The organism is Ottowia pentelensis, assembly GCF_964341695.1.
Window position 1 is genome coordinate 1,033,637 of record NZ_OZ224513.1, and the last position, 18,130, is coordinate 1,051,766.

Consider the following 18,130-nt stretch of genomic DNA (forward strand, 5'->3'; position numbering starts at 1 on the left):
GACGCTCAGCGCGCGGCGCCGTAGGCCTCGCGCAGCTCGCGCTTGAGCACCTTGCCGATGGCGCTGCGCGGCAGCTCGGCCACCAGGCGCAGGTCGGCCAGGCGCTGGGTCTTGCCGACGCGCTGGTTGGCCCAGTCCTTCAGCTCGGCGGCCGTCGCGCCGGCGCCGGCGTTGGCGACGACATAGGCCACCGGCGTTTCGCCCCACTGCGCGCTGGGCACGCCGACCACGGCCACGTCGTGCACGGCGGGGTGCTGGCGCAGCAACGCTTCCAGGTCGCTGGGGTAGATGTTGAAGCCGCCGCTGATGATCATGTCCTTGCGGCGGTCGATCAGGGTCAGAAAGCCGTCGGCGTCGAAGCGCCCGACGTCGCCGGTGCGGATGAAGCGCTTGCCGGTGGCGTCGAACCACTCGGCCTCGCGCGTCTTCTCGGGCTGGCCGTGATAGCCGGTCATCATGCCGGCCGAGTGGCCCACCACCTCGCCCGCCTCGCCAGCCGGCAGCTCGTGCCCGGCCTCGTCGATCAGGCGGATGTCGCTGCCCACGGCCGGCTGGCCCACGGTGTGCAGCTTGTCGGGGTGACGGTGGGCGTCGAGGATGCAGGTGCCGCCGCCCTCGGTCATGCCGTAGAACTCGGTCAGGCCGCCTGGCCAGCGCGCCAGCACGTCGGCCTTCAGATCGGCGCGAAACGGCGCGCTGGTGCAGAACTTGTTGCGAAACGCGCTCAGATCGAACTGCCCGAACTGCGGCAGCGCCATGATGCGCTGGTATTGCACCGGCACCAGCATGGTGTGCGTGACGTGATATTGCTCGGCCAGCTGCAGGTAGTGCAGGGCGTCGAATTTGGGCATCAGCACCGCGCAGCCGCCGTAGGCCAGCGTGGGCACGAACACCACCAGCGTGGTGTTGGAGTACAGCGGCGTGGCCAGCAGCGTGGTGCCGTGCGGGCCGTAGTCGTAGGTGGCGCCGCGGCGGATGTGCGCCCAGCGCATGCCATGCGACTGCACGATGCCCTTGGGTGTGCCGGTGGTGCCGCTGGAATAGATGATGTTGAAGGGCGTCTCGGGCGTGATGGCCACGGGCTGCGGGCGCGTGCCGGCGGGCGCCAGCCAGTCCCCAAAGGCCCGGCCGGCGGCGGCGCCGTCCAACGCGATGCGCGGCAGCGCCGGCTCTGGCGCGGGCAGGCGCAGCGCGGCGTCGGTGTCGACGAACAGGAGGCGCGCACCGGCGTCGCGCAGCATCGAGGCCAAGGCCTCGGCGGTGGCCGAAGGCGCCAGCGGCGCCACCGCCACGCCGGCGCGCAGCGCGCCCATGAACAGCGCCGCGTAGCGCACCGAAGGGCTGGCGCAGACGGCGATGCACTGGCCGGGCTGCACGCCATCGCGTTGCAATGCGGCGGCGATGCGGTCCATCAGCGCGTCGAGCTCGGCGTAGCTGAGGGTTTCGTCCCCGCAGCGCAGGGCGGGGTGCTCGGGGCGCTGGCGTGCGTGCTCGGCGATCAGGTCGGGCAGGGCGTGAAAGGCGGGGTCGGAGGCGGTCATGACTCGGTCGGCCGGTCGGGGCGTTCAGGTGATGGTGCGGTCGCGCGCCGCCAGGTGACGAAGGCGCCGCGCAGCCCGGTGCTGGAGGCGAATGGCTCGCGTGCCAACTCGCGCCAGTCGGCGCCGATGGCGGGCGCGAAGGCGTCGCCCGGGATGTCGGCGTCGATCTCGGTCACCACCAGCTCGTCGGCCAGCGGCAGCGCCTGGGCGTAGATTTGCGCGCCGCCGATGATCCAGACTTGTGCCGAGTTCTCGCAAAGTTGTAGCGCTTCGCGCAGACTGGACGCCGGCTCAAAGCCTGTTTCATTCAAATTGGCCTGGCGCGTGAGGACGATGTTGCGCCGCCCGGGCAGGGGGCGAAAGCGTGGCGGGATCGAGTCCCAGGTCTTGCGCCCCATGATGACCGGGTGGCCCTGCGTGACGCGCTTGAAGTGCGCCAGGTCTTCGGGCAGGTGCCAGGGCATCACGCCGTCCTTGCCGATGACGCCGCCGCGCGCCTGCGCCCAGATCAGGCCGATGCGCGGGCGCGTCATGTGACCAGCTTGTGCGCCGCGGCGACGATGTGCGCGGCACTGACGCGCGCCTCGGCCTCCAGCGTGGGCGCGTAGCCGACGGGGATGCGCGGCGCGCCGAGGCGGGCCACGCGCACAGCGCTTGCGCTGTGCGCCTTCGAGTTCGTGGCGCCGGTTTCCTCGGCCACCGTGGCGGCGATCTCGGCGCCGAAGCCGGCGGCGCGGATCGCCTCGTGCACCACCAGCAGGCGGCCGGTCTTGGCCACACTGGCCAACACCGCGGCCTTGTCCCAGGGCCAGAGGGTGCGCAGGTCGATCAGCTCGACCTGCACGCCCTGCGCGGCAAGTTGTTCGGCGGCGTCCTGGCACGCCGTCATTTGGCGCGACCACGACACGATGGTCACGTCACGCCCTTCGCGCGCGATGCGGGCCTTGCCCAAGGGCACCACTTCGCCCGGCACCACTTCGCCCGGCACGGCCCACAGCTCCTTGTGCTCCATGTAGACCACCGGGTCGCCCGAGGCCAGCGCGGCCAGCAGCAGGCCGTGGTTGTCGGCCGCCGTGGCGGGCGCGACGACGACCAGGCCGGGGATGTGGGCGAACCAGGCTTCCAGCGACTGGCTGTGCTGCGCGGCCGAGGCCGACCAGATGCCGATCGGCATGCGCAGCACCATCGGCACGCGGCCCTGGCCGCCGAACATGTAGCGGTTCTTGGCGGCCTGGTTGACCACCTCGTCGATGGCGCACAGGGCGAAGTCCACCACGCGCAGCTCGACCACCGGCGTGCAGCCGGCCAGCGCCATGCCGACGGCGGCGCCGACGATGGTTGATTCGGAAATCGGCGTGTCGATGATGCGATCCGGCCCGAAGCGCTGCACCAGGGGCGCGCCCTCGGCATCGCGGTACTGGCCGAACACGCCGCCGCGGCCCAGGTCTTCGCCCAGGGCGACGACGTGCGGGTTCTGTTCCATCGCTTGCGACAGCGCCAGCGCCGCGGCCTGCGCGTAAGTCATTTGCACGGCGCTCATGCCCACACTCCCTCTCCCACGTTCTGAATATCGGTATAGGCCGCGCTTTTGTCCGGCAAGGGCGCGGCGGTGGCGGTGGCCACGGCGGCGTCGATCTCGGCTTGGGCCGCGCGCTCGATTTGTTCGACCTGCGCGGCGTGGCCTTGATCGACCAGGCGCGCGCGCGTGCGCGCCAGGCCGTCGCGGGCCAGGGCGGCGGCCACGGCGTCCGGGTCGCGGTACAGACCCGGATCCACCGAGACATGGCCCTTGTGCCGATCCGTCAGCGCGTGCAGCAGGCGCGGGCCGCTGCCGGCGCGGATCTCGCGGATCAGCTCGGCCGCGGCTTCACTGACGGCCTGCACGTCGGTGCCATCGACCTGCAGCGCCGCGATGCCCATGGCGGCGGCGCGCGCGCTGGCGCCGGGGCCGGCCGTCATCGGCGCGCTGGCGGTGGTGGCGCTGATGCGGTTGTCCTCGCACACGAAGAGCACCGGCAGGTGATAGACCACGGCCCAGTTCAGCGCCTCCATGAACGGCCCGCGGTTGATGGCACCGTCGCCGAAGAAGCAGACGGCGATCGCGTCCTGGCCGCGAATCTTCAGGCCCTGCGCCGCGCCCACGGCGATCGGCAGGCCGGCCGCCACCACGCCGTTGGCGCCCAGCATGCCGACCGAGAAGTCGGCGATGTGCATCGAGCCGCCCTTGCCGCCGTTGTAGCCGCTGGCGCGGCCGAACAGCTCGCACATCATCCGGGTCGGGTCGGCCCCCTTGGCCAGCGTGTGGCCGTGGCCGCGGTGGGTGCTGGTCAGCAGGTCGGCGGGCGTCAGGTGCGCGCACACGCCGGCGGCCACCGCCTCCTGCCCGGTCGACAGGTGCAGCGGGCCGCGCACCAGGGCGGGCGTGCTGGAGGCCTCTTTGCCCCAGGCGGCGACGCCACCCTGGCTGGCGACTTCGGCCGCGTCCTCGAAGGCGCGGATGCGCACCATGGTGCGGTAGAGGGAGAGCAGGTCGGTCATTCGGTTGCTTCAATGTTGATAGCTTCTCGCGCTTGTTGGACAAGCGCAGCAGGTCGATTCGATCAAAATTCACACCGCCACCGGCGCCTTGATGGCCGGGTGGTGCCGGTAGTTCAGCACCTCGAAGTCCTCGTACTCGTAGTCGAAGATCGACGGCGGACGGCGCTTGATGTGCAGCGTCGGGTAGGGGAAGGGCGCGCGGCTCAGCTGCTCCTTCACCTGCGCTTCGTGGTTCGCGTAGATGTGGCAGTCGCCGCCGGTCCAGATGAAATCGCCCACCTGCAACTCGCACTGCTGCGCCAGCATGTGGGTCAGCAGCGCGTAGCTGGCGATGTTGAAGGGCACGCCCAGAAAGATGTCGGCGCTGCGCTGGTACAGCTGGCAACTCAGCTTGCCATCGGCGACGTAGAACTGGAAGAAGGCGTGGCAGGGCATCAGCGCCATCTTGGGCAGGTCTGCCACGTTCCAGGCGCTCACGATGATGCGGCGCGAGTCGGGGTTGCTTTTGAGCTGCTGCACCACCTGCGCGATCTGGTCGATGTGGCCGCCGTCGGGCGTCGGCCAACTGCGCCACTGCACGCCGTACACGGGGCCCAGGTCACCGTCGGGCTTGGCCCACTCGTCCCAGATCGTCACGCCGCGCTCCTGCAGCCAGCGCGCGTTGCCGTCGCCGCGCAGAAACCACAGCAACTCGTAGATGATGCTTTTCAGGTGCACCTTCTTGGTGGTCACCAGCGGAAAGCCGGCGGACAAGTCAAAACGCATCTGGTGGCCGAACACGCTGGTGGTGCCCGTGCCCGTGCGGTCGGCCTTGAACACCCCGTGCTCGTGCACGTGGCGCATGAAGTCTTCGTAGGGGTGCTGCGCTGACGGAGTGGGTATATCGTTCAATTCGGTCGATCCACTGGAAGCGAGTCAATTTGTTCGGAGCAAAAGAAGAGAATTTTCTTTTTCACGTTCAATGGCATCAATATATTTTCTACCATCGATTTTTTTTACTCTCAAATAATCAATCAAATACGGCCTTCCGATGGCTGTGTCGGTGGCATCTCGAAGAAGCTGGACAGTGTTCAATCCATCGTCAACGTTTCGATTAAATGATGTAGGTGTCAATGAATTGAATAAATGATTATATTTTTCACCGATCGATTCAGAAATCCTCAGGGCATGCGTCAATTCATTGGATCGTATCTGGCAATCAACGCGAACGCTGTTGCAAAGCAAGAGGGTTTGTGCAAGTTGCAAAAATGCTTCCAGGTCAATCGGTTTTTGCGTCGAGATGGTGAAAGAAATTTCTCCTTCGAAGAAACTGGCTTGGTCGGCAAGAGCAGATGAGATGTTCTGATACTCAATTGTCGGGTTGGACAGAGCTTGTGCATGTGATGCCCGTTCAATGAGGCTTCTAGTGGACGACATATGTGTCCTCAGATGAGATTTGGTTTGACTATCAAATCCAGCATCAATTTTATTCATCAGTTGGTCGATTTTGCTATCTAGCTCGTTGAATCTTTTTCGCGTATATAAAAATCCAGCTACACTGATGCCAATGCCAACAAGCGAAACACCCATTGTCATTATTTGCAGGGTCTTCATGGTTTCCAGCATGGATTGAACCTCTGACAACATGGATTTTAACCCCGCAACCTGAATGGCGGTGTAGACCCCGGTTCCAGCGTTGAGTACATTGCTCACCAACGAAACTGGATTGGGTCCCCCGGACATGACAGACGACAAGATGGATTGAGCGAGACCCGTTTCTTGGACGTGACCAACAATTTTGCCGGTGGCAGCGTCCTTCAGTATTGCGCCAAAACGAACCAAATCACCCATTTGATGTTGCCCAAGAAACTGGGCGGGAATCTCGAAAGGAATCACATCAAGCCTCGTTTTCTGTCAAAATGAGTTGGGTTGCAATTTTGGTGATTTGATCTCGTATATTTGTGACAATTCCCTCTGATCCATTTAAGGATTTGTCGATCGTATTGAGAATTGTTTCTTGCTCGCTCGGAACAAAATTAATTTGCAAATCAAACGCTAGTTTATGATGTGCTGGATCAATGTAGAGGCGTTGAATTATGCTGCTGTCTCTCGTTGTATTAATTTCATTGATATCATATTCGATATTTTTTGACTCTTTATAAATTTCACCAACGGCGTGACGAAGTTCATTTTGAAGAACGTCCCTCGCCAAATCCGGAAAAAATTGGTCAAACAATCCGATTTTGGATAATTTTTGATTGACAAGATCATCCAGTTGGTGTTGCAGTTCTCTTCCCGTTCGTGTGATATTGGCATGCGCATGATCACGCCAGTCCAGAATTTTTCGTTGGAATATGAAGGAAGACAGGCGATCTGGATCAACGAGTGATGCGATGGGCTCATCTGTCTTATGTTCGATTGCCGGAATATCTTTCTTGGACTTTGGGAGAAAGGTCCTTATGTCTCTATTGAGAAATAGCCAAATGTCAGTCAGAAACTGCGCCAACGTCAACCCGCCTGCGTCTTGTTTATCAGGTTTATCAGCTGAAATTTCTTCGGTCATGCAGCGCAACTCTGAAAATTTTAAAACGCCTGCCGATCAATCGCCTTGGATTTCGGCGCGGAGGCCTCCCAGCCTATGCGACCATGCATGCGAAGTAAGTGCGTTGCAGAGAGCGTGGCTGCCCGAAGCGGATGCATTCAAAGGTCTTTTTCTTGGTTCTTGTGCGCGGCATCCCATTGCGTTGGCCGATGCACTTTGGTGCCCGATCACGCTCTTGGTGCCCGTTCCCGTTCGATCCATGTTGAACACGCCGTGCGCCTGCACGTGGCGCATCAGGTCTTCGTAGGGGTGGGGGATGGATGCGGCCGTCATGGCGGCTGATTTTCACCCATCAGGGTGGCCATTGCCGTCGCGTATGCACCAGGGCCAGCAGCCAGACGGCGTCGTCGTGTAGCTCGTACACCAGCCGATAGCTTTCATGGGCGACCAGCTCGCGCGTACCCGGGACCTGGCCCGTGCGGCCCAGCAGCGGGTGTTGCGCCAGACGGCCGGCCGTCGCCGCGAACAGCTCGTCCATCCGGATGGCGGCGAGCGGGTTGTCCTGGCCGATGAACTCGAAGATGCGGGCGCGATCCTGCTCGGCGCCCGCGGTCCAGAAGACCTTCACGAATCGACGCGGTCGGCCTTGGCCAGCGATGCGGCGCGGCGGGCGGCAAAGCGGGTCTCGACCTCGTCCGCGCTGGCGTAATCACCCGCCTCGACCTGCTGACGCGCCCGACCGACCTTGGCCTGCAGGAAGGCGTCGTAGCCGCGTGCGTCGCGCTGGTGTTGAATGAAGTCGCGCATCAGTTCGCGCAAGATTTGCGACGCGGGCCGGTGGCTGGCCTGGGCCTCGGCCATGAAGGCGTCGCGCAGCTCGGCTTCGAGCTTCATCGTGAACATGGCTTCCTTGGACATGGGCGGCTCTTTTGAGGATATATGGACGAAGTATAGACGTTGTTGGTACTTCGATCCGAGACGGCGGCAGGCGTGCCCTTCAGCCCGCCGGCGCCGGCTCGACGGCCCGCCGCAGCCAGTCGGGCAGGGGTGCGGACTTGTGCGCCGCCATGTCGACCCACACGATGGTGGCGCCGCCGCTGGCGTACACGGTGCCGGGGTCGTCGGTGCGCTCCATCGTCGCCCAGGTGTCGAAGGAGCTGCGGCCGGGGTTACTGGCGAAGGTCTTGATGCGCACCTCGCCGGGGTATTCGAACTGGCGGATGAAGTTGCAGAAGGCGTTGACGATGACGATGGCCTCGCCGCCGGGCCGCGGCGCCAGGCCCATGGCGTTGACCCATTCGATGCGCGCCGTCTCCATGTAGCGGAAGTAGACCGTGTTGTTGATGTGGCCCATGGCGTCCATGTCGCCCCAGCGGATGGGGATGAGCATCTCGTGGACGAGCTTTTTCTGTTCGGGGAGGTCGATCTTCATCAGGGCTTGTTGTTGGACGATGCTATTGAAATGATTGCTGTCGGCGCTTGCTGGACGGGCGCTGGCGCCGCATCAGACCGCAAAGCCGTCGTCGGCGCTGATGATGGCGCCGTTGACGAAGTGGCTCTCGTCCGAGGCCAGCATCATCAGCACCGCGTCCAGGTCGGCGGGCGTGCCCACGCGGCGGCGCGGCAGCATGCCGATCAGCTTGCGGCCGGCCTCGGTCTGCCAGTGGTGGCGGTTCAGCTCGGTGTCGATGTAGCCGGGGCAGATGGCGTTGACGTTGATGCCGTGGCGCCCCCATTCCAGCGCCATCGCCTTGGTCATCTGGATCACGGCCGCCTTGCTCATGCAGTACACGCCGATCTTGGGCAGCACCTTCAGCCCGGCCATGCTGGCGATGTTGATGATGCGCCCGCCGGTGAAGCTGCCCGGCGCCGCACCCTGGGCGCGCGCCAGCATGCGCTTGCCCACCTCCTGCGCGACGAAGAAGGCGCCGCGCACGTTGGTGTGGAAGACGTGGTCGTAGTCGTCCTCGCTCACGTCCTGCAGGCGCTGGGTGGTGGACACGCCCGAGTTGTTGACCAGGATGTCGATCGAGCCCATCTCGGTCTCGGCATGCGCCACGGCGGCCTTGATGGACTGCACGTCGGTCACGTCGCACTCCACCACGTGGGCGTCGCCGCCGTCGCCCTCGATGCGCGCGCGCAGGTTCTTGAGCTGATCCAGCCGCCGGCTGGCCAGCACCACGCCGGCGCCGGCGCGCGCCAGGGTGCGCGCGAACTGCGCGCCCAGCCCGCTGGAGGCGCCGGTGACAAGGGCCACGCGGCCCGACAGGTCGATGTGATAGCTCATGAGCCTGGCTCCGAAACCGGGGCGTTCGAGGCGCCCGCGGCGATGCATAGAATCGATGGATGGGCCGGCGCGCGCTGGGCGCTTCGGCCGGCCCCCGGGTTTCCATTATTTCAAACGCGAGTCTTCCATGCCCATGACCCCTGAGGAAATCATCCAGAAGTTCGGCCCCCGCGAGTCCATGGAGTACGACGTGGTCGTCGTCGGCGCCGGCCCGGCCGGTCTGTCCGCCGCCATCCGCATCAAGCAGCGCGCGGCCGAAATGGGCCAGGACGTGTCGGTGGTGGTGCTCGAAAAGGGCTCCGAGCCCGGCGCCCACATCCTGTCGGGCGCCGTGATCGACCCCAAGGCGCTGACCGAGCTGATCCCCGACTGGAAGGAAAAGGGCGCGCCCCTGAACCAGCCGGTGACCGAGGACGCCTACGTCTTTTTGAACGAAACCGGCGGCACGCGCGTGCCCAACATGTTCCTGCCGCCTTTTGCCAACAACCACGGCAACTACATCGCCAGCCTGGGCAAGGTGGTGCGCTGGCTGGCCGCGCAGGCCGAAGAATTGGGCGTGGAGATCTTCCCCGGCTTTCCGGCCGCCGAGCTGCTGTTCAACGAGGACGGCAGCGTCAAGGGCGTGGCCACGGGCAACATGGGGATCGGCAAGGACGGCGAGCCGACCGACCACTTTCAGCTCGGCATGGAGTTGCACGGCAAGTACACGATTTTTTCCGAAGGCTCGCGCGGGCACCTGGGCAAGCAGCTGATCGCGCGCTACAAGCTCGACGAGCACAGCGACCCGCAAAGCTACGCCATCGGCATCAAGGAAATCTGGGAGGTCGACCCCAGCCGCCACACGCCCGGCTTCGTGATGCACACCGCCGGCTGGCCGATGGACGAGTTCACCTACGGCGGCGCCTTCATGTATCACGCCGAGGACAACAAGGTCTATTGCGGCTACGTGGTCGGCCTGAACTACGCCAACCCCTACCTCAGCCCGTTCGAGGAGTTCCAGCGCTGGAAGACGCATCCACGCATCAAGTGGTACTTCACCGACAACGCGGGCAAGGTCAATGCCAAGCGCCTGTCCTACGGCGCGCGCGCCATCACCGCCGGCGGCGTGCTGGCGCTGCCCAAGACGGTGTTCCCCGGTGGCGCGCTGGTGGGCTGCGACGCGGGCTACCTCAACGTTGGCCGCATCAAGGGCAGCCACGCGGCGATGAAGACCGGCGCGCTGGCCGGCGAGGCCGCGGTGGATGCCGTGCTGGCCGGCCGCCAGGGCGACGAGCTGACGGCCTACCCCGAGGCCTTCGAGGCCAGCTGGCTGGCGCGCGAACTCAACAAGGACCGCAACTTCAAGAACTGGTTCAAGAAGGGCCTGACGGTCGGCACGGTGATGAACGGCTTCGAGCAGTACGCGCTGCGCGGCCACATGCCCTGGACGCTGCATCGCAAGCAGCCCGACCACGTGCAGCTGAAGCCCGCCAGCCAGTTCAAGCCCATCGACTACCCCAGGCCCGACGGCCAGCTGACCTTCGACCGCCTGTCCAGCGTGTTCATCAGCAACACCAACCACGAAGAAAACCAGCCCGCCCACCTGACGCTGAAGGACGCCACGGTGCCGGTGCGCATCAACCTGCCGCAATACGCCGGCCCCGAGGGGCGCTATTGCCCGGCGGGGGTATACGAGTTCGTGCCCGACGAGGCGCAGGGTGGCGGCGCCATGCGCCTGCAGATCAACGCGCAGAACTGCGTGCACTGCAAGACCTGCGACATCAAGGACCCGACGCAGAACATCGTCTGGGTCACGCCCGAGGGCGGCGGCGGGCCCAACTATTCGGAAATGTAAAAATGATAGCTTCCGGCGCTTGTTGTATCTGCGCCAGAGGCCGATTTGGCTTGAAAACGGCGGCGCGCGATCTGGCGTAGACTTGCCCTACCGGCCGCGCGCCCGACAGGGTGGCGCGGCCGGCCCATTCCATCCTTACACATGCAAAGAGGTTCGCCGGTGAAGCAGTTGACAAAGTGGGCGTGGATGCCCTTGGGTGCCGTGGCACTGGCCATGGCGGCGATGACTCCGGCCAGCGCGCAGGAAAAGTCGGTGGCGGTGCTGGCCATCGTCGAGCACCCGGCGCTGGACGCCGTGCGCGACGGCGTGCAGGCCGCGCTGAAGGACGCCGGCTACGAGTCGGGCAAGAACCTGAAGTGGCAGTACCAGAGCGCGCAGGGCAACACCGGCACGGCGGCGCAGATCGCGCGCAAGTTCGTCGGCGACAACCCGGACGCCATCGTCGGCATCGCCACGCCCACGGCGCAGGCCGCGGTGGCGGCGACCAAGACGGTGCCGATCGTGTTCTCGGCCGTGACCGACCCGGTGGCCGCCAAGCTGGTGCCCAGCTGGGAGCCCTCGCACACCAACGTCACCGGTGTGTCCGACCTGCTGCAGCTGGACAAGCAGATCGACCTGATCAGGCAGGTGGTGCCCGGCGCCAAGCGCGTGGGCATGGTCTACAGCCCCGGCGAGGCCAACTCGGTGGTGGTGGTCAAGGAAATGAAGGACCTGCTGGCCAAGCGCGGCATGAGCCTGGTCGAGGCCTCGGCCCCGCGCTCGGTCGACGTCAGCAGCGCCGCGCGCAGCCTGGTGGGCAAGGTGGACGTGATCTACACCAACACCGACAACAACGTGGTGTCGGCCTACGAGTCGCTGGTCAAGGTCGGCCAGGACGCCAAGATTCCGCTGGTGGCCTCGGACACCGACAGCGTCAAGCGCGGCGCCATCGCGGCGCTGGGCATCAACTACCGCGACCTGGGCGAGCAGACCGGGCGCATGGTGGTGCGCATCCTCAAGGGCGAGAAGCCCGGCGACATCAAGCCCGAGACCAGCAGCAAGCTGGAGCTGTACGTCAACCCCGGCGCGGCCGAGAAGCAGGGCGTCAAGCTGTCCGACGCGCTGATCCAGTCGGCGGCGCAGGTCGTCAAGTAAAGCGCGAGGGCGCGGGCAACCGCGCCTCGTGATGTTCGAGAGCCATGTCATCATGGCTCGTTTTTTTTAGCCAGGCCCATCGATCATGTCCCTGTTCTCGCTGCTCGGCGCCGTTGAAATCGGCCTGATCTTCGCCCTGGTCGCGCTGGGCGTGCTGCTGTCGTTTCGGCTGCTGCGCTTTCCCGACCTGACGGTGGACGGCAGCTTTCCGCTGGGCGGCGCGGTGTGCGCCACGCTCATCTCCAAGGGCGCCGACCCCTTCACCGCCACCGCGGTCGCCACGCTGGCGGGCGCGCTGGCCGGCCTCATCACCGGCTGGCTGAACGTGCGCCTGAAGATCATGGACCTGCTGGCCTCGATCCTGATGATGATCGCGCTGTATTCGGTCAACCTGCGCATCATGGGCGGCCCCAACGTGCCGCTGATCAACGACCCCACGGTGTTCAACGTGCTGCAGCCGGCGGGCCTGGCCGACTACTGGTGGCGCCCGATCTTGATGCTGCTGATCGTCATCGTCGCCAAGCTGGCGATGGACTGGTTTTTCTCCACCGAGCGCGGCCTGGCCATTCGCGCCACCGGCTCCAACGCCCGCATGGCGCGCGCGCAGGGCATCAACACCGGCGCCATGGTGCTGCTGGGCATGGCCATTTCCAACGCGCTGGTCGGGCTGGCCGGCGCGCTGTTCGCGCAGACGCAGGGCGGCTCGGACATCTCCATGGGCATCGGCACCATCGTCATCGGCCTGGCCGCGGTGATCGTGGGCGAGGCCATCATGCCCTCGCGGCGCATCGTCTACGCCACGCTGGCCGTCATCGTCGGCGCCATCGTCTACCGCTTCTTCATCGCGCTGGCGCTCAACAGCGACTTCATCGGCCTGAAGGCGCAGGACCTGAACCTGGTCACCGCCGTGCTGGTCGCCATCGCGCTGGTCATCCCGCAGCTCAAGCGCATGCTGCAGCACCGGCGCCTGCCCGACGCGCCCAAGAGCCTGTAAGGCCGGAGCCACGCCATGCTGAGCGCGCAAGACCTGCACATCACCTTCAACCCCGGCACGCCGATCGAGACGCGCGCGCTGCGCGGCATGTCGCTGGAGATTCCGGCCGGCCAGTTCGTCACCGTCATCGGCTCCAACGGCGCCGGCAAGTCCACCTTCCTGAACGCCATTTCGGGCGACCTGGGCGTCGATTCGGGCCGCATCGCCATCGACGGCCTGGACGTCACCCGCCTGCCCGTGTGGGCGCGCGCCGAGCGCGTGGCGCGCGTGTTCCAGGACCCGATGGCCGGCACCTGCGAGGACCTGACGATCGAGGAAAACATGGCCCTGGCGCGCCAGCGCGGCACGCGCCGCGGCCTGCGCGGCGCCGTCAAGCAGGCCGAGCGCGCCATGTACCGCGAGCGCCTGGCCACCCTGGGCCTGGGGCTGGAAAACCGCCTCACCGACCGCATCGGCCTGCTCTCCGGCGGCCAGCGCCAGGCCGTCAGCCTGCTGATGGCGGCACTGCAGCCCTCGCGCATCCTGCTGCTGGACGAGCACACCGCCGCGCTCGACCCGCGCACGGCCGAGTTCGTGCTGCAGCTCACGCGCCGCATCGTGGCCGAGAACCAGCTCACCACCATGATGGTCACCCACAGCATGCGCCAGGCACTCGACGTGGGCCAGCGCACCGTCATGCTGCACCAGGGTCAGGTGGTGCTGGACGTGGCGGGCGAAGAGCGCGCGCGCCTGGACGTGCCCGACCTGCTGCACATGTTCGAGAAGGTGCGCGGCGAGAAGCTGGCGGACGACGCGCTGCTGCTGGGCTGACCCCTGTCAACAACTTCAGCGCGCTGTTGCCCCAGACTCCACCGAGGACAGCCAACGATGAAAGCCGCCATCGCCATTCGCCATCTGGATTTCGAGGATCTGGGCACGCTTGCGCCCCTGCTGGCCGCGCGCGGCTACGGTATTCACTACGTCGATGCCACGCGCGACGAGTTGACCGACCGGGCGTTGCAGGCCGCCGACCTGATCGTGGTGCTTGGCGGCCCCATAGGCGCCTTCGACGAGTCCCTGTACCCCTTCCTCGCCGATGAGCTGTCTCTGGTGCGCGCGCGCCTGGCCAGCGGCCGGCCGCTGATCGGCATCTGCCTGGGCGCCCAATTGATCGCACGCGCGCTGGGCGCGGATGTACGGCCCATGGGCCACAAGGAAATCGGCTTCGGTCCGCTCACGCTGACCGAAGCCGGCCGGGACTCCGCTCTCGCGGCGCTCGGAGAGACCCCTGTGCTGCACTGGCATGGCGACCAGTTCGCCATACCGGCCGGAACGCAGAGGCTCGCCGGCACGCAAAGCTGCCCCCATCAGGCCTTTGCGCTGGGCGTCCGGGTGCTGGGCCTGCAATTTCACCTGGAGGCCGATCCGCGCGAGTTGGAGCGCTGGCTGGTCGGCCATGCCTGCGAACTGGGCCAGGCCGGCATCGATCCACGCACCCTGCGCCATGCAGCCCAGGCCCTGCAGGACGCCCTGCCCGCAGCCAGCCAGGCCGTATTCACGCGCTGGCTCGACGCCGCCGAGGCCGAACCGTCGCAGACAATGACGCACTCCTCCCCCTGATTCCGTTTCCAAATCATTCGTGTCCAGGCGCAAAACCGCAGGCAATGCTGTAGCACGACAAGGTGAAGCAACAACGACACGGGTGATTTAGAAATGGAATGAGCCGCCGGCCACGGCGGCTGCCGCGTCATACGCCCAGCGGCAGATCGGCCTTCTTCAGCGTGCGCAGCACGAAGCTCGACTGGCTGTGGCGTATGCCCTTGATCTTGTAGAGCCGCTCGCGCAGCAGGCGTTCGTAGTCGCGCGTGTCCTTGACCACCACGCGCAGCAGGTAGTCGTACTCGCCCGAGACCAGGTGCGCCTCGACCACCTCGGGGATGCTGGCCAGCACCTCGCCGAACTTCTCCAGCGTGTTGTCGGAATGGCTGTCGAGGGTGACCATGACCAGCACCGTGTCGGCCAGCCCCAGCGCCAGCGGGTTCAGGCGCACGGTGTAGCCCTCGATCACGCCGGCTTCTTCCATCTTGCGGATGCGCGCCCAGCAGGGCGAGGGGCTCAGGCCGACGGCGGCGCCGATGTCTTGCAGGCTGGCGCGCGCGTCCTGCTGCAGCACCGAGAGAATTTTTCTGTCCAGGCGATCCATGAGGTATATTATTCCGCAAATTTTATATATACAGTAAATTATGCTGTCAATCGACGGTTTTCGTGGAAATTCAGCAAATCCATCCACGCCGGCTGCCCGATACTTCTTCCCATCAAGGCGCTCTTACCGGAGCGCGCGACATGGCAAGACCCCGGCGGGTTACCGCCCGCCCGGGGGGCTTGGCAGGCTGATCTGGCGGCTGGGTGGGGCTGGCCATCTACATCGGAGCCCGGCGGTGCGCAACGAGAAGCGGGCCGGGGATACGGCGCAGCCGTGCCGCACAATGGCGCCTGCATTTCCGCCATCCTTCGATTCCCCGACCGCCATGTCCCTTTCCTTTGCCAAACGCCTCGACAACGTCGAAACCTCGGCCATCCGCGAGCTGTTCAAGCTGCTGGGCAAACCCGGCATCATCAGCTTTTCCGGCGGCTTTCCGGACAGCGCCATGTTCGACGTCGCCGGCATCCGCCAGGCGGTCGACACGGCCCTGAGCGACGAGCCGGGCGGCGCGCTGCAGTACGGCGCCACCGAGGGCTACCAGCCGCTGCGCGAGCAGCTGGCCGGCTTCATGCAGTCCAAGGGCGTGCAGGGCCTGGCTGGCGACGGCCTGATGGTCACCACCGGCAGCCAGCAGGCGCTGGACCTGCTGGGCAAGACCCTGCTGGAGCCGGGCAGCACCGCCATCGTCGAAGGCCCGACCTTCCTGGCCACCATCCAGTGCTTTCGCCTGTACGGCGCCGATCTGGTCAGCGCACCCATCGACGACGCGGGCGTGCAGGTCGATCGGCTGGAGCAGCTCATCGTGCAGCACCGCCCGCGGCTGGTGTACCTGATTCCCACCTTCGGCAACCCCAGCGGCGCCATGCTGAGCCTGGAGCGGCGCAAGCGCGTGCTCGAGCTGGCGGTCAAGCACCAGACCCTGATCGTCGAGGACGACCCCTACGGCGACTTGTACTTCGACGCGCCGCCGCCGCCCAGCCTGCTGGCGCTCAGCCATCAGGTGCCGGGCAGCCGCGACTGGCTGGTGCACTGCGGCTCGCTCAGCAAGGTGCTTTCGCCCGGCCTGCGCATCGGCTGGATGGTGGCGCCGCCGGCGCTGCTGGCCAAGGCCGTCATGTGCAAGCAGTTTTCCGACGCGCACACCAGCACCTTCGCGCAGGCCACCGCCGCGCGCTATCTGGCCGCCGGCCTGATGCCGGCCACGCTGGCCACCGTGCGCGCCACCTACGGCCGGCGCGCGCTGGCCATGGGCCAGGCGCTGCGCCAGGAGCTGGGCGCCGCCGTCGAGTTCGTGCAGCCGCAGGGCGGGCTGTTCGTGTGGGCGCGCCTGACCGGCGCCGGCGGCAAGCTGCGCGACGCGGGCGAGCTGGCCCAGCGCGCCATCGAGCAGGGCGTGGCCTTCGTGCCCGGCGCGCCCTTCTATTGCGCCGACCCCGACCGCAGCACCTTCCGGCTGTCCTTCGCCACCGCGGGTGAAGACCTCATCCGCGAAGGCGTGGCGCGCCTGGGCCGATCCCTGGCCTGACAAATCCTGCGAGGCCGAATGGGGGCATTGACCGCAGCCGGTCGGCCGATACGCCGCTGGCCGCTGTGGGCCTGGGCGCTGGCGGCCTACGTGCTGGCCTGGACGCTGCTGCCCGCGCTGCTGGCGCCCAGCCTGCAGCTGGACGTGGTCGAGGGCATCGCCTGGGGCCAGGCGTGGCAGTGGGGCTACTACAAGCATCCGCCGCTGCCGGCCTGGCTGCTGTTTGCAGCGTTTCAGCTGCTGGGCCGCTTCGGGCCTTATCTGCTGGGGCAACTGGCCGTCCTGCTGACCTTGTTTTACGTGCACCGGCTGGCGCGCGCGCTGCTGGGGCCCGAGCGCGCGGCGCTGGCGGCGCTGCTGCTGTACGCCGTGTACTACTACACATGGCCGACGCTGGAGTTCAACCACAACGTGGCCCAGCTGCCGGCTTGGGCGGCGCTCGCCTGGCATGCGCACCAGCTGATGTTCGGCGCGCCCGAGCGCGCGCGGCGCCACTGGCTGTGGCTGGGGGTGTGGGCCGGCCTGGGGCTGCTGGCCAAGTATTCGACCGCGGTGCTGCTGCTGTGCCTGGCGGCCGGCCTGCTGTGGCACGAGCCGCGCGCGCTGCGCCGGCCGGGGCCCTGGCTGGCGCTGACCGTGGCGGGCCTGATCCTGGCGCCGCACGCGCTGTGGCTGGTGCAGCATGGCGGTTTGCCCTTCGAGTATTTCGCCGCCCGCGCCAACGGCGGGCCGCACCGGGATCACGCCTCGGGCCTCGAATTTCTCCTCATGCAGTTGCTGGCGCACGTGCCGCTGCTGGTGATCGCGCTGGCCTGCGGGCTGCTGCCCTGGCGCTGGCGCTGGCAGCAGGTCGAGCCGGCGCAGCGCCGCTGGCTGCTGGGGGTGGCGCTGGCCCCGGCGCTGCTCGTGGCCGCTGGCGGCTCGCTGCTGGGTGCGCGCCTGCATCCCATGTGGGGCACGCCGATGTGGAACCTGTCGGCCGTGCTGCTGCTGGCCGGCTTCGCGCCCGAATGGCTGGCGCGCAAGCGCGTGGCGCTGGGGCGCGCGCTGGCGCTGTGGCTGGCGGCGATCACGCTGGCCATGCTCTGGTACCTGGGCTGGAGCTGGCAAGGGCGCGCGCAGCCCGCGCGCATGGACTGGCCGGCCCAGGCCCTCGGCGATCAGGCCCAGCGCCAGTGGCAGCAGCTGGCCAGCTGCCCGCTGCGCGTGGTGGCCGGCAGCATCTGGGAGGCCGGCCTGGTGGCCGAGGGCGTGCGGCCCATGGCCGCGGTGCTGGTGGACGTCAACCCGGTCTATTCGCCCTCGATCACGCCCGAACGCCTGCGGCGCGAGGGCGCGCTGCTGGTCTGGCACGTGGGCGACTACGACGGCGCGCCGGCCGCGCCCGTGCTCGACCAGGCACCGCCCGGCAGCTGGCGCGTGAGCCAGGGCGAATGGTCCATTGCGTGGCCGCGTCACGTGGGCGGCGAGCCGCTGCACATTGCCTGGCGCGCCTACGTGCCGCCGGCGTGCCAGCGCCCATGAACGGGCGGGCGCGCCGAAATTTCAATCAAATGTGGCTGCAGCCAGCGCCC

At 66.6% G+C, this 18,130-nt stretch carries 19 protein-coding genes and 1 pseudogene; 7 read left to right on the forward strand and 13 right to left on the reverse strand.

Annotation, left to right across the window (positions count from 1 at the left end; genetic code table 11):
• Positions 1–5: 5 nt before the first annotated feature.
• From ACWHMB_RS04925 to ACWHMB_RS04980, 12 genes and pseudogenes are all read right to left on the reverse strand, one after another.
• Positions 6–1,541, reverse strand: coding sequence for a class I adenylate-forming enzyme family protein (locus tag ACWHMB_RS04925; RefSeq protein ID WP_377482774.1), 1,536 nt, complete (start codon positions 1,539–1,541; stop codon positions 6–8).
• Positions 1,538–2,074 (reverse strand): dihydrofolate reductase, encoded by a 537-nt coding sequence (locus tag ACWHMB_RS04930; RefSeq protein ID WP_377482776.1) that lies wholly within the window; start codon positions 2,072–2,074, stop codon positions 1,538–1,540. Before ACWHMB_RS04930 ends, ACWHMB_RS04925 begins: the two co-directional genes overlap by 4 nt.
• Positions 2,071–3,081, reverse strand: coding sequence for an alpha-ketoacid dehydrogenase subunit beta (locus ACWHMB_RS04935; RefSeq protein WP_377482779.1), 1,011 nt, complete (start codon positions 3,079–3,081; stop codon positions 2,071–2,073). The genes ACWHMB_RS04930 and ACWHMB_RS04935 overlap by 4 nt, the downstream gene beginning before the upstream one ends.
• Complete coding sequence (locus tag ACWHMB_RS04940; protein ID WP_377482781.1) at positions 3,078–4,079, reverse strand: thiamine pyrophosphate-dependent dehydrogenase E1 component subunit alpha; 1,002 nt, start codon at positions 4,077–4,079, stop codon at positions 3,078–3,080. The genes ACWHMB_RS04935 and ACWHMB_RS04940 overlap by 4 nt, the downstream gene beginning before the upstream one ends.
• Before the next feature lie 69 nt (positions 4,080–4,148).
• The gene (locus ACWHMB_RS04945) at positions 4,149–4,970 is read right to left on the reverse strand and encodes a thymidylate synthase (RefSeq protein ID WP_377482783.1); all 822 of its coding nucleotides are present in this window, start codon (positions 4,968–4,970) and stop codon (positions 4,149–4,151) included.
• A 24-nt stretch (positions 4,971–4,994) separates the two neighbouring features.
• A complete protein-coding gene (locus ACWHMB_RS04950) occupies positions 4,995–5,954 on the reverse strand; it encodes a hypothetical protein (RefSeq protein ID WP_377482785.1) in 960 nt (319 codons plus the stop codon).
• Position 5,955: 1 nt separating this feature from the next.
• Positions 5,956–6,621 (reverse strand): hypothetical protein, encoded by a 666-nt coding sequence (locus tag ACWHMB_RS04955; RefSeq protein ID WP_377482787.1) that lies wholly within the window; start codon positions 6,619–6,621, stop codon positions 5,956–5,958.
• A gap of 195 nt (positions 6,622–6,816) precedes the next feature.
• Positions 6,817–6,933 (reverse strand): annotated as a pseudogene (locus ACWHMB_RS04960) (thymidylate synthase); the annotation flags it as partial.
• A 19-nt stretch (positions 6,934–6,952) separates the two neighbouring features.
• Complete coding sequence (locus ACWHMB_RS04965; protein ID WP_377482789.1) at positions 6,953–7,228, reverse strand: type II toxin-antitoxin system RelE/ParE family toxin; 276 nt, start codon at positions 7,226–7,228, stop codon at positions 6,953–6,955.
• Positions 7,225–7,518 (reverse strand): antitoxin of toxin-antitoxin stability system, encoded by a 294-nt coding sequence (locus ACWHMB_RS04970; RefSeq protein WP_377482791.1) that lies wholly within the window; start codon positions 7,516–7,518, stop codon positions 7,225–7,227. Before ACWHMB_RS04970 ends, ACWHMB_RS04965 begins: the two co-directional genes overlap by 4 nt.
• Positions 7,519–7,597: 79 nt before the next feature.
• Positions 7,598–8,032 (reverse strand): acyl-CoA thioesterase, encoded by a 435-nt coding sequence (locus ACWHMB_RS04975; RefSeq protein ID WP_377482793.1) that lies wholly within the window; start codon positions 8,030–8,032, stop codon positions 7,598–7,600.
• Between the two features lie 72 nt (positions 8,033–8,104).
• The gene (locus ACWHMB_RS04980) at positions 8,105–8,887 is read right to left on the reverse strand and encodes an SDR family oxidoreductase (protein WP_377482795.1); all 783 of its coding nucleotides are present in this window, start codon (positions 8,885–8,887) and stop codon (positions 8,105–8,107) included.
• A gap of 133 nt (positions 8,888–9,020) precedes the next feature.
• Here ACWHMB_RS04980 and ACWHMB_RS04985 point away from each other — a divergent pair, with 133 nt between their 5' ends.
• The 5 genes from ACWHMB_RS04985 to ACWHMB_RS05005 all read left to right on the forward strand — a co-directional run bounded on the left by ACWHMB_RS04985 (position 9,021) and on the right by ACWHMB_RS05005 (position 14,448).
• Positions 9,021–10,721 carry an electron transfer flavoprotein-ubiquinone oxidoreductase gene (locus tag ACWHMB_RS04985; RefSeq protein ID WP_377482798.1) on the forward strand — a complete coding sequence of 567 codons (1,701 nt, stop codon included), beginning with the start codon at positions 9,021–9,023 and terminating at the stop codon, positions 10,719–10,721.
• A gap of 186 nt (positions 10,722–10,907) precedes the next feature.
• Positions 10,908–11,855, forward strand: a complete 948-nt coding sequence (locus ACWHMB_RS04990; protein ID WP_377482963.1) for an ABC transporter substrate-binding protein — start codon at positions 10,908–10,910, stop codon at positions 11,853–11,855.
• Between the two features lie 85 nt (positions 11,856–11,940).
• The gene (locus tag ACWHMB_RS04995) at positions 11,941–12,849 is read left to right on the forward strand and encodes an ABC transporter permease (protein WP_377482800.1); all 909 of its coding nucleotides are present in this window, start codon (positions 11,941–11,943) and stop codon (positions 12,847–12,849) included.
• A 15-nt stretch (positions 12,850–12,864) separates the two neighbouring features.
• On the forward strand, positions 12,865–13,659 hold the full coding sequence (locus ACWHMB_RS05000; protein WP_377482802.1) for an ABC transporter ATP-binding protein: 795 nt from the start codon (positions 12,865–12,867) through the stop codon (positions 13,657–13,659).
• Positions 13,660–13,716: 57 nt separating this feature from the next.
• Positions 13,717–14,448: a glutamine amidotransferase gene (locus ACWHMB_RS05005; RefSeq protein WP_293226654.1), complete on the forward strand. Its 732-nt coding sequence runs from the start codon at positions 13,717–13,719 to the stop codon at positions 14,446–14,448.
• A 127-nt stretch (positions 14,449–14,575) separates the two neighbouring features.
• Here ACWHMB_RS05005 and ACWHMB_RS05010 read toward each other — a convergent pair whose 3' ends face one another.
• The gene (locus ACWHMB_RS05010; protein ID WP_293226686.1) at positions 14,576–15,031 is read right to left on the reverse strand and encodes an Lrp/AsnC family transcriptional regulator; all 456 of its coding nucleotides are present in this window, start codon (positions 15,029–15,031) and stop codon (positions 14,576–14,578) included.
• Between the two features lie 325 nt (positions 15,032–15,356).
• Here ACWHMB_RS05010 and ACWHMB_RS05015 point away from each other — a divergent pair, with 325 nt between their 5' ends.
• Both ACWHMB_RS05015 and ACWHMB_RS05020 read left to right on the forward strand, forming a co-directional pair.
• The gene (locus ACWHMB_RS05015) at positions 15,357–16,556 is read left to right on the forward strand and encodes an aminotransferase-like domain-containing protein (RefSeq protein ID WP_447648462.1); all 1,200 of its coding nucleotides are present in this window, start codon (positions 15,357–15,359) and stop codon (positions 16,554–16,556) included.
• 18 nt (positions 16,557–16,574) lie between these two features.
• A complete protein-coding gene (locus ACWHMB_RS05020) occupies positions 16,575–18,080 on the forward strand; it encodes a glycosyltransferase family 39 protein (protein WP_447648463.1) in 1,506 nt (501 codons plus the stop codon).
• Positions 18,081–18,130 lie beyond the last annotated feature (50 nt).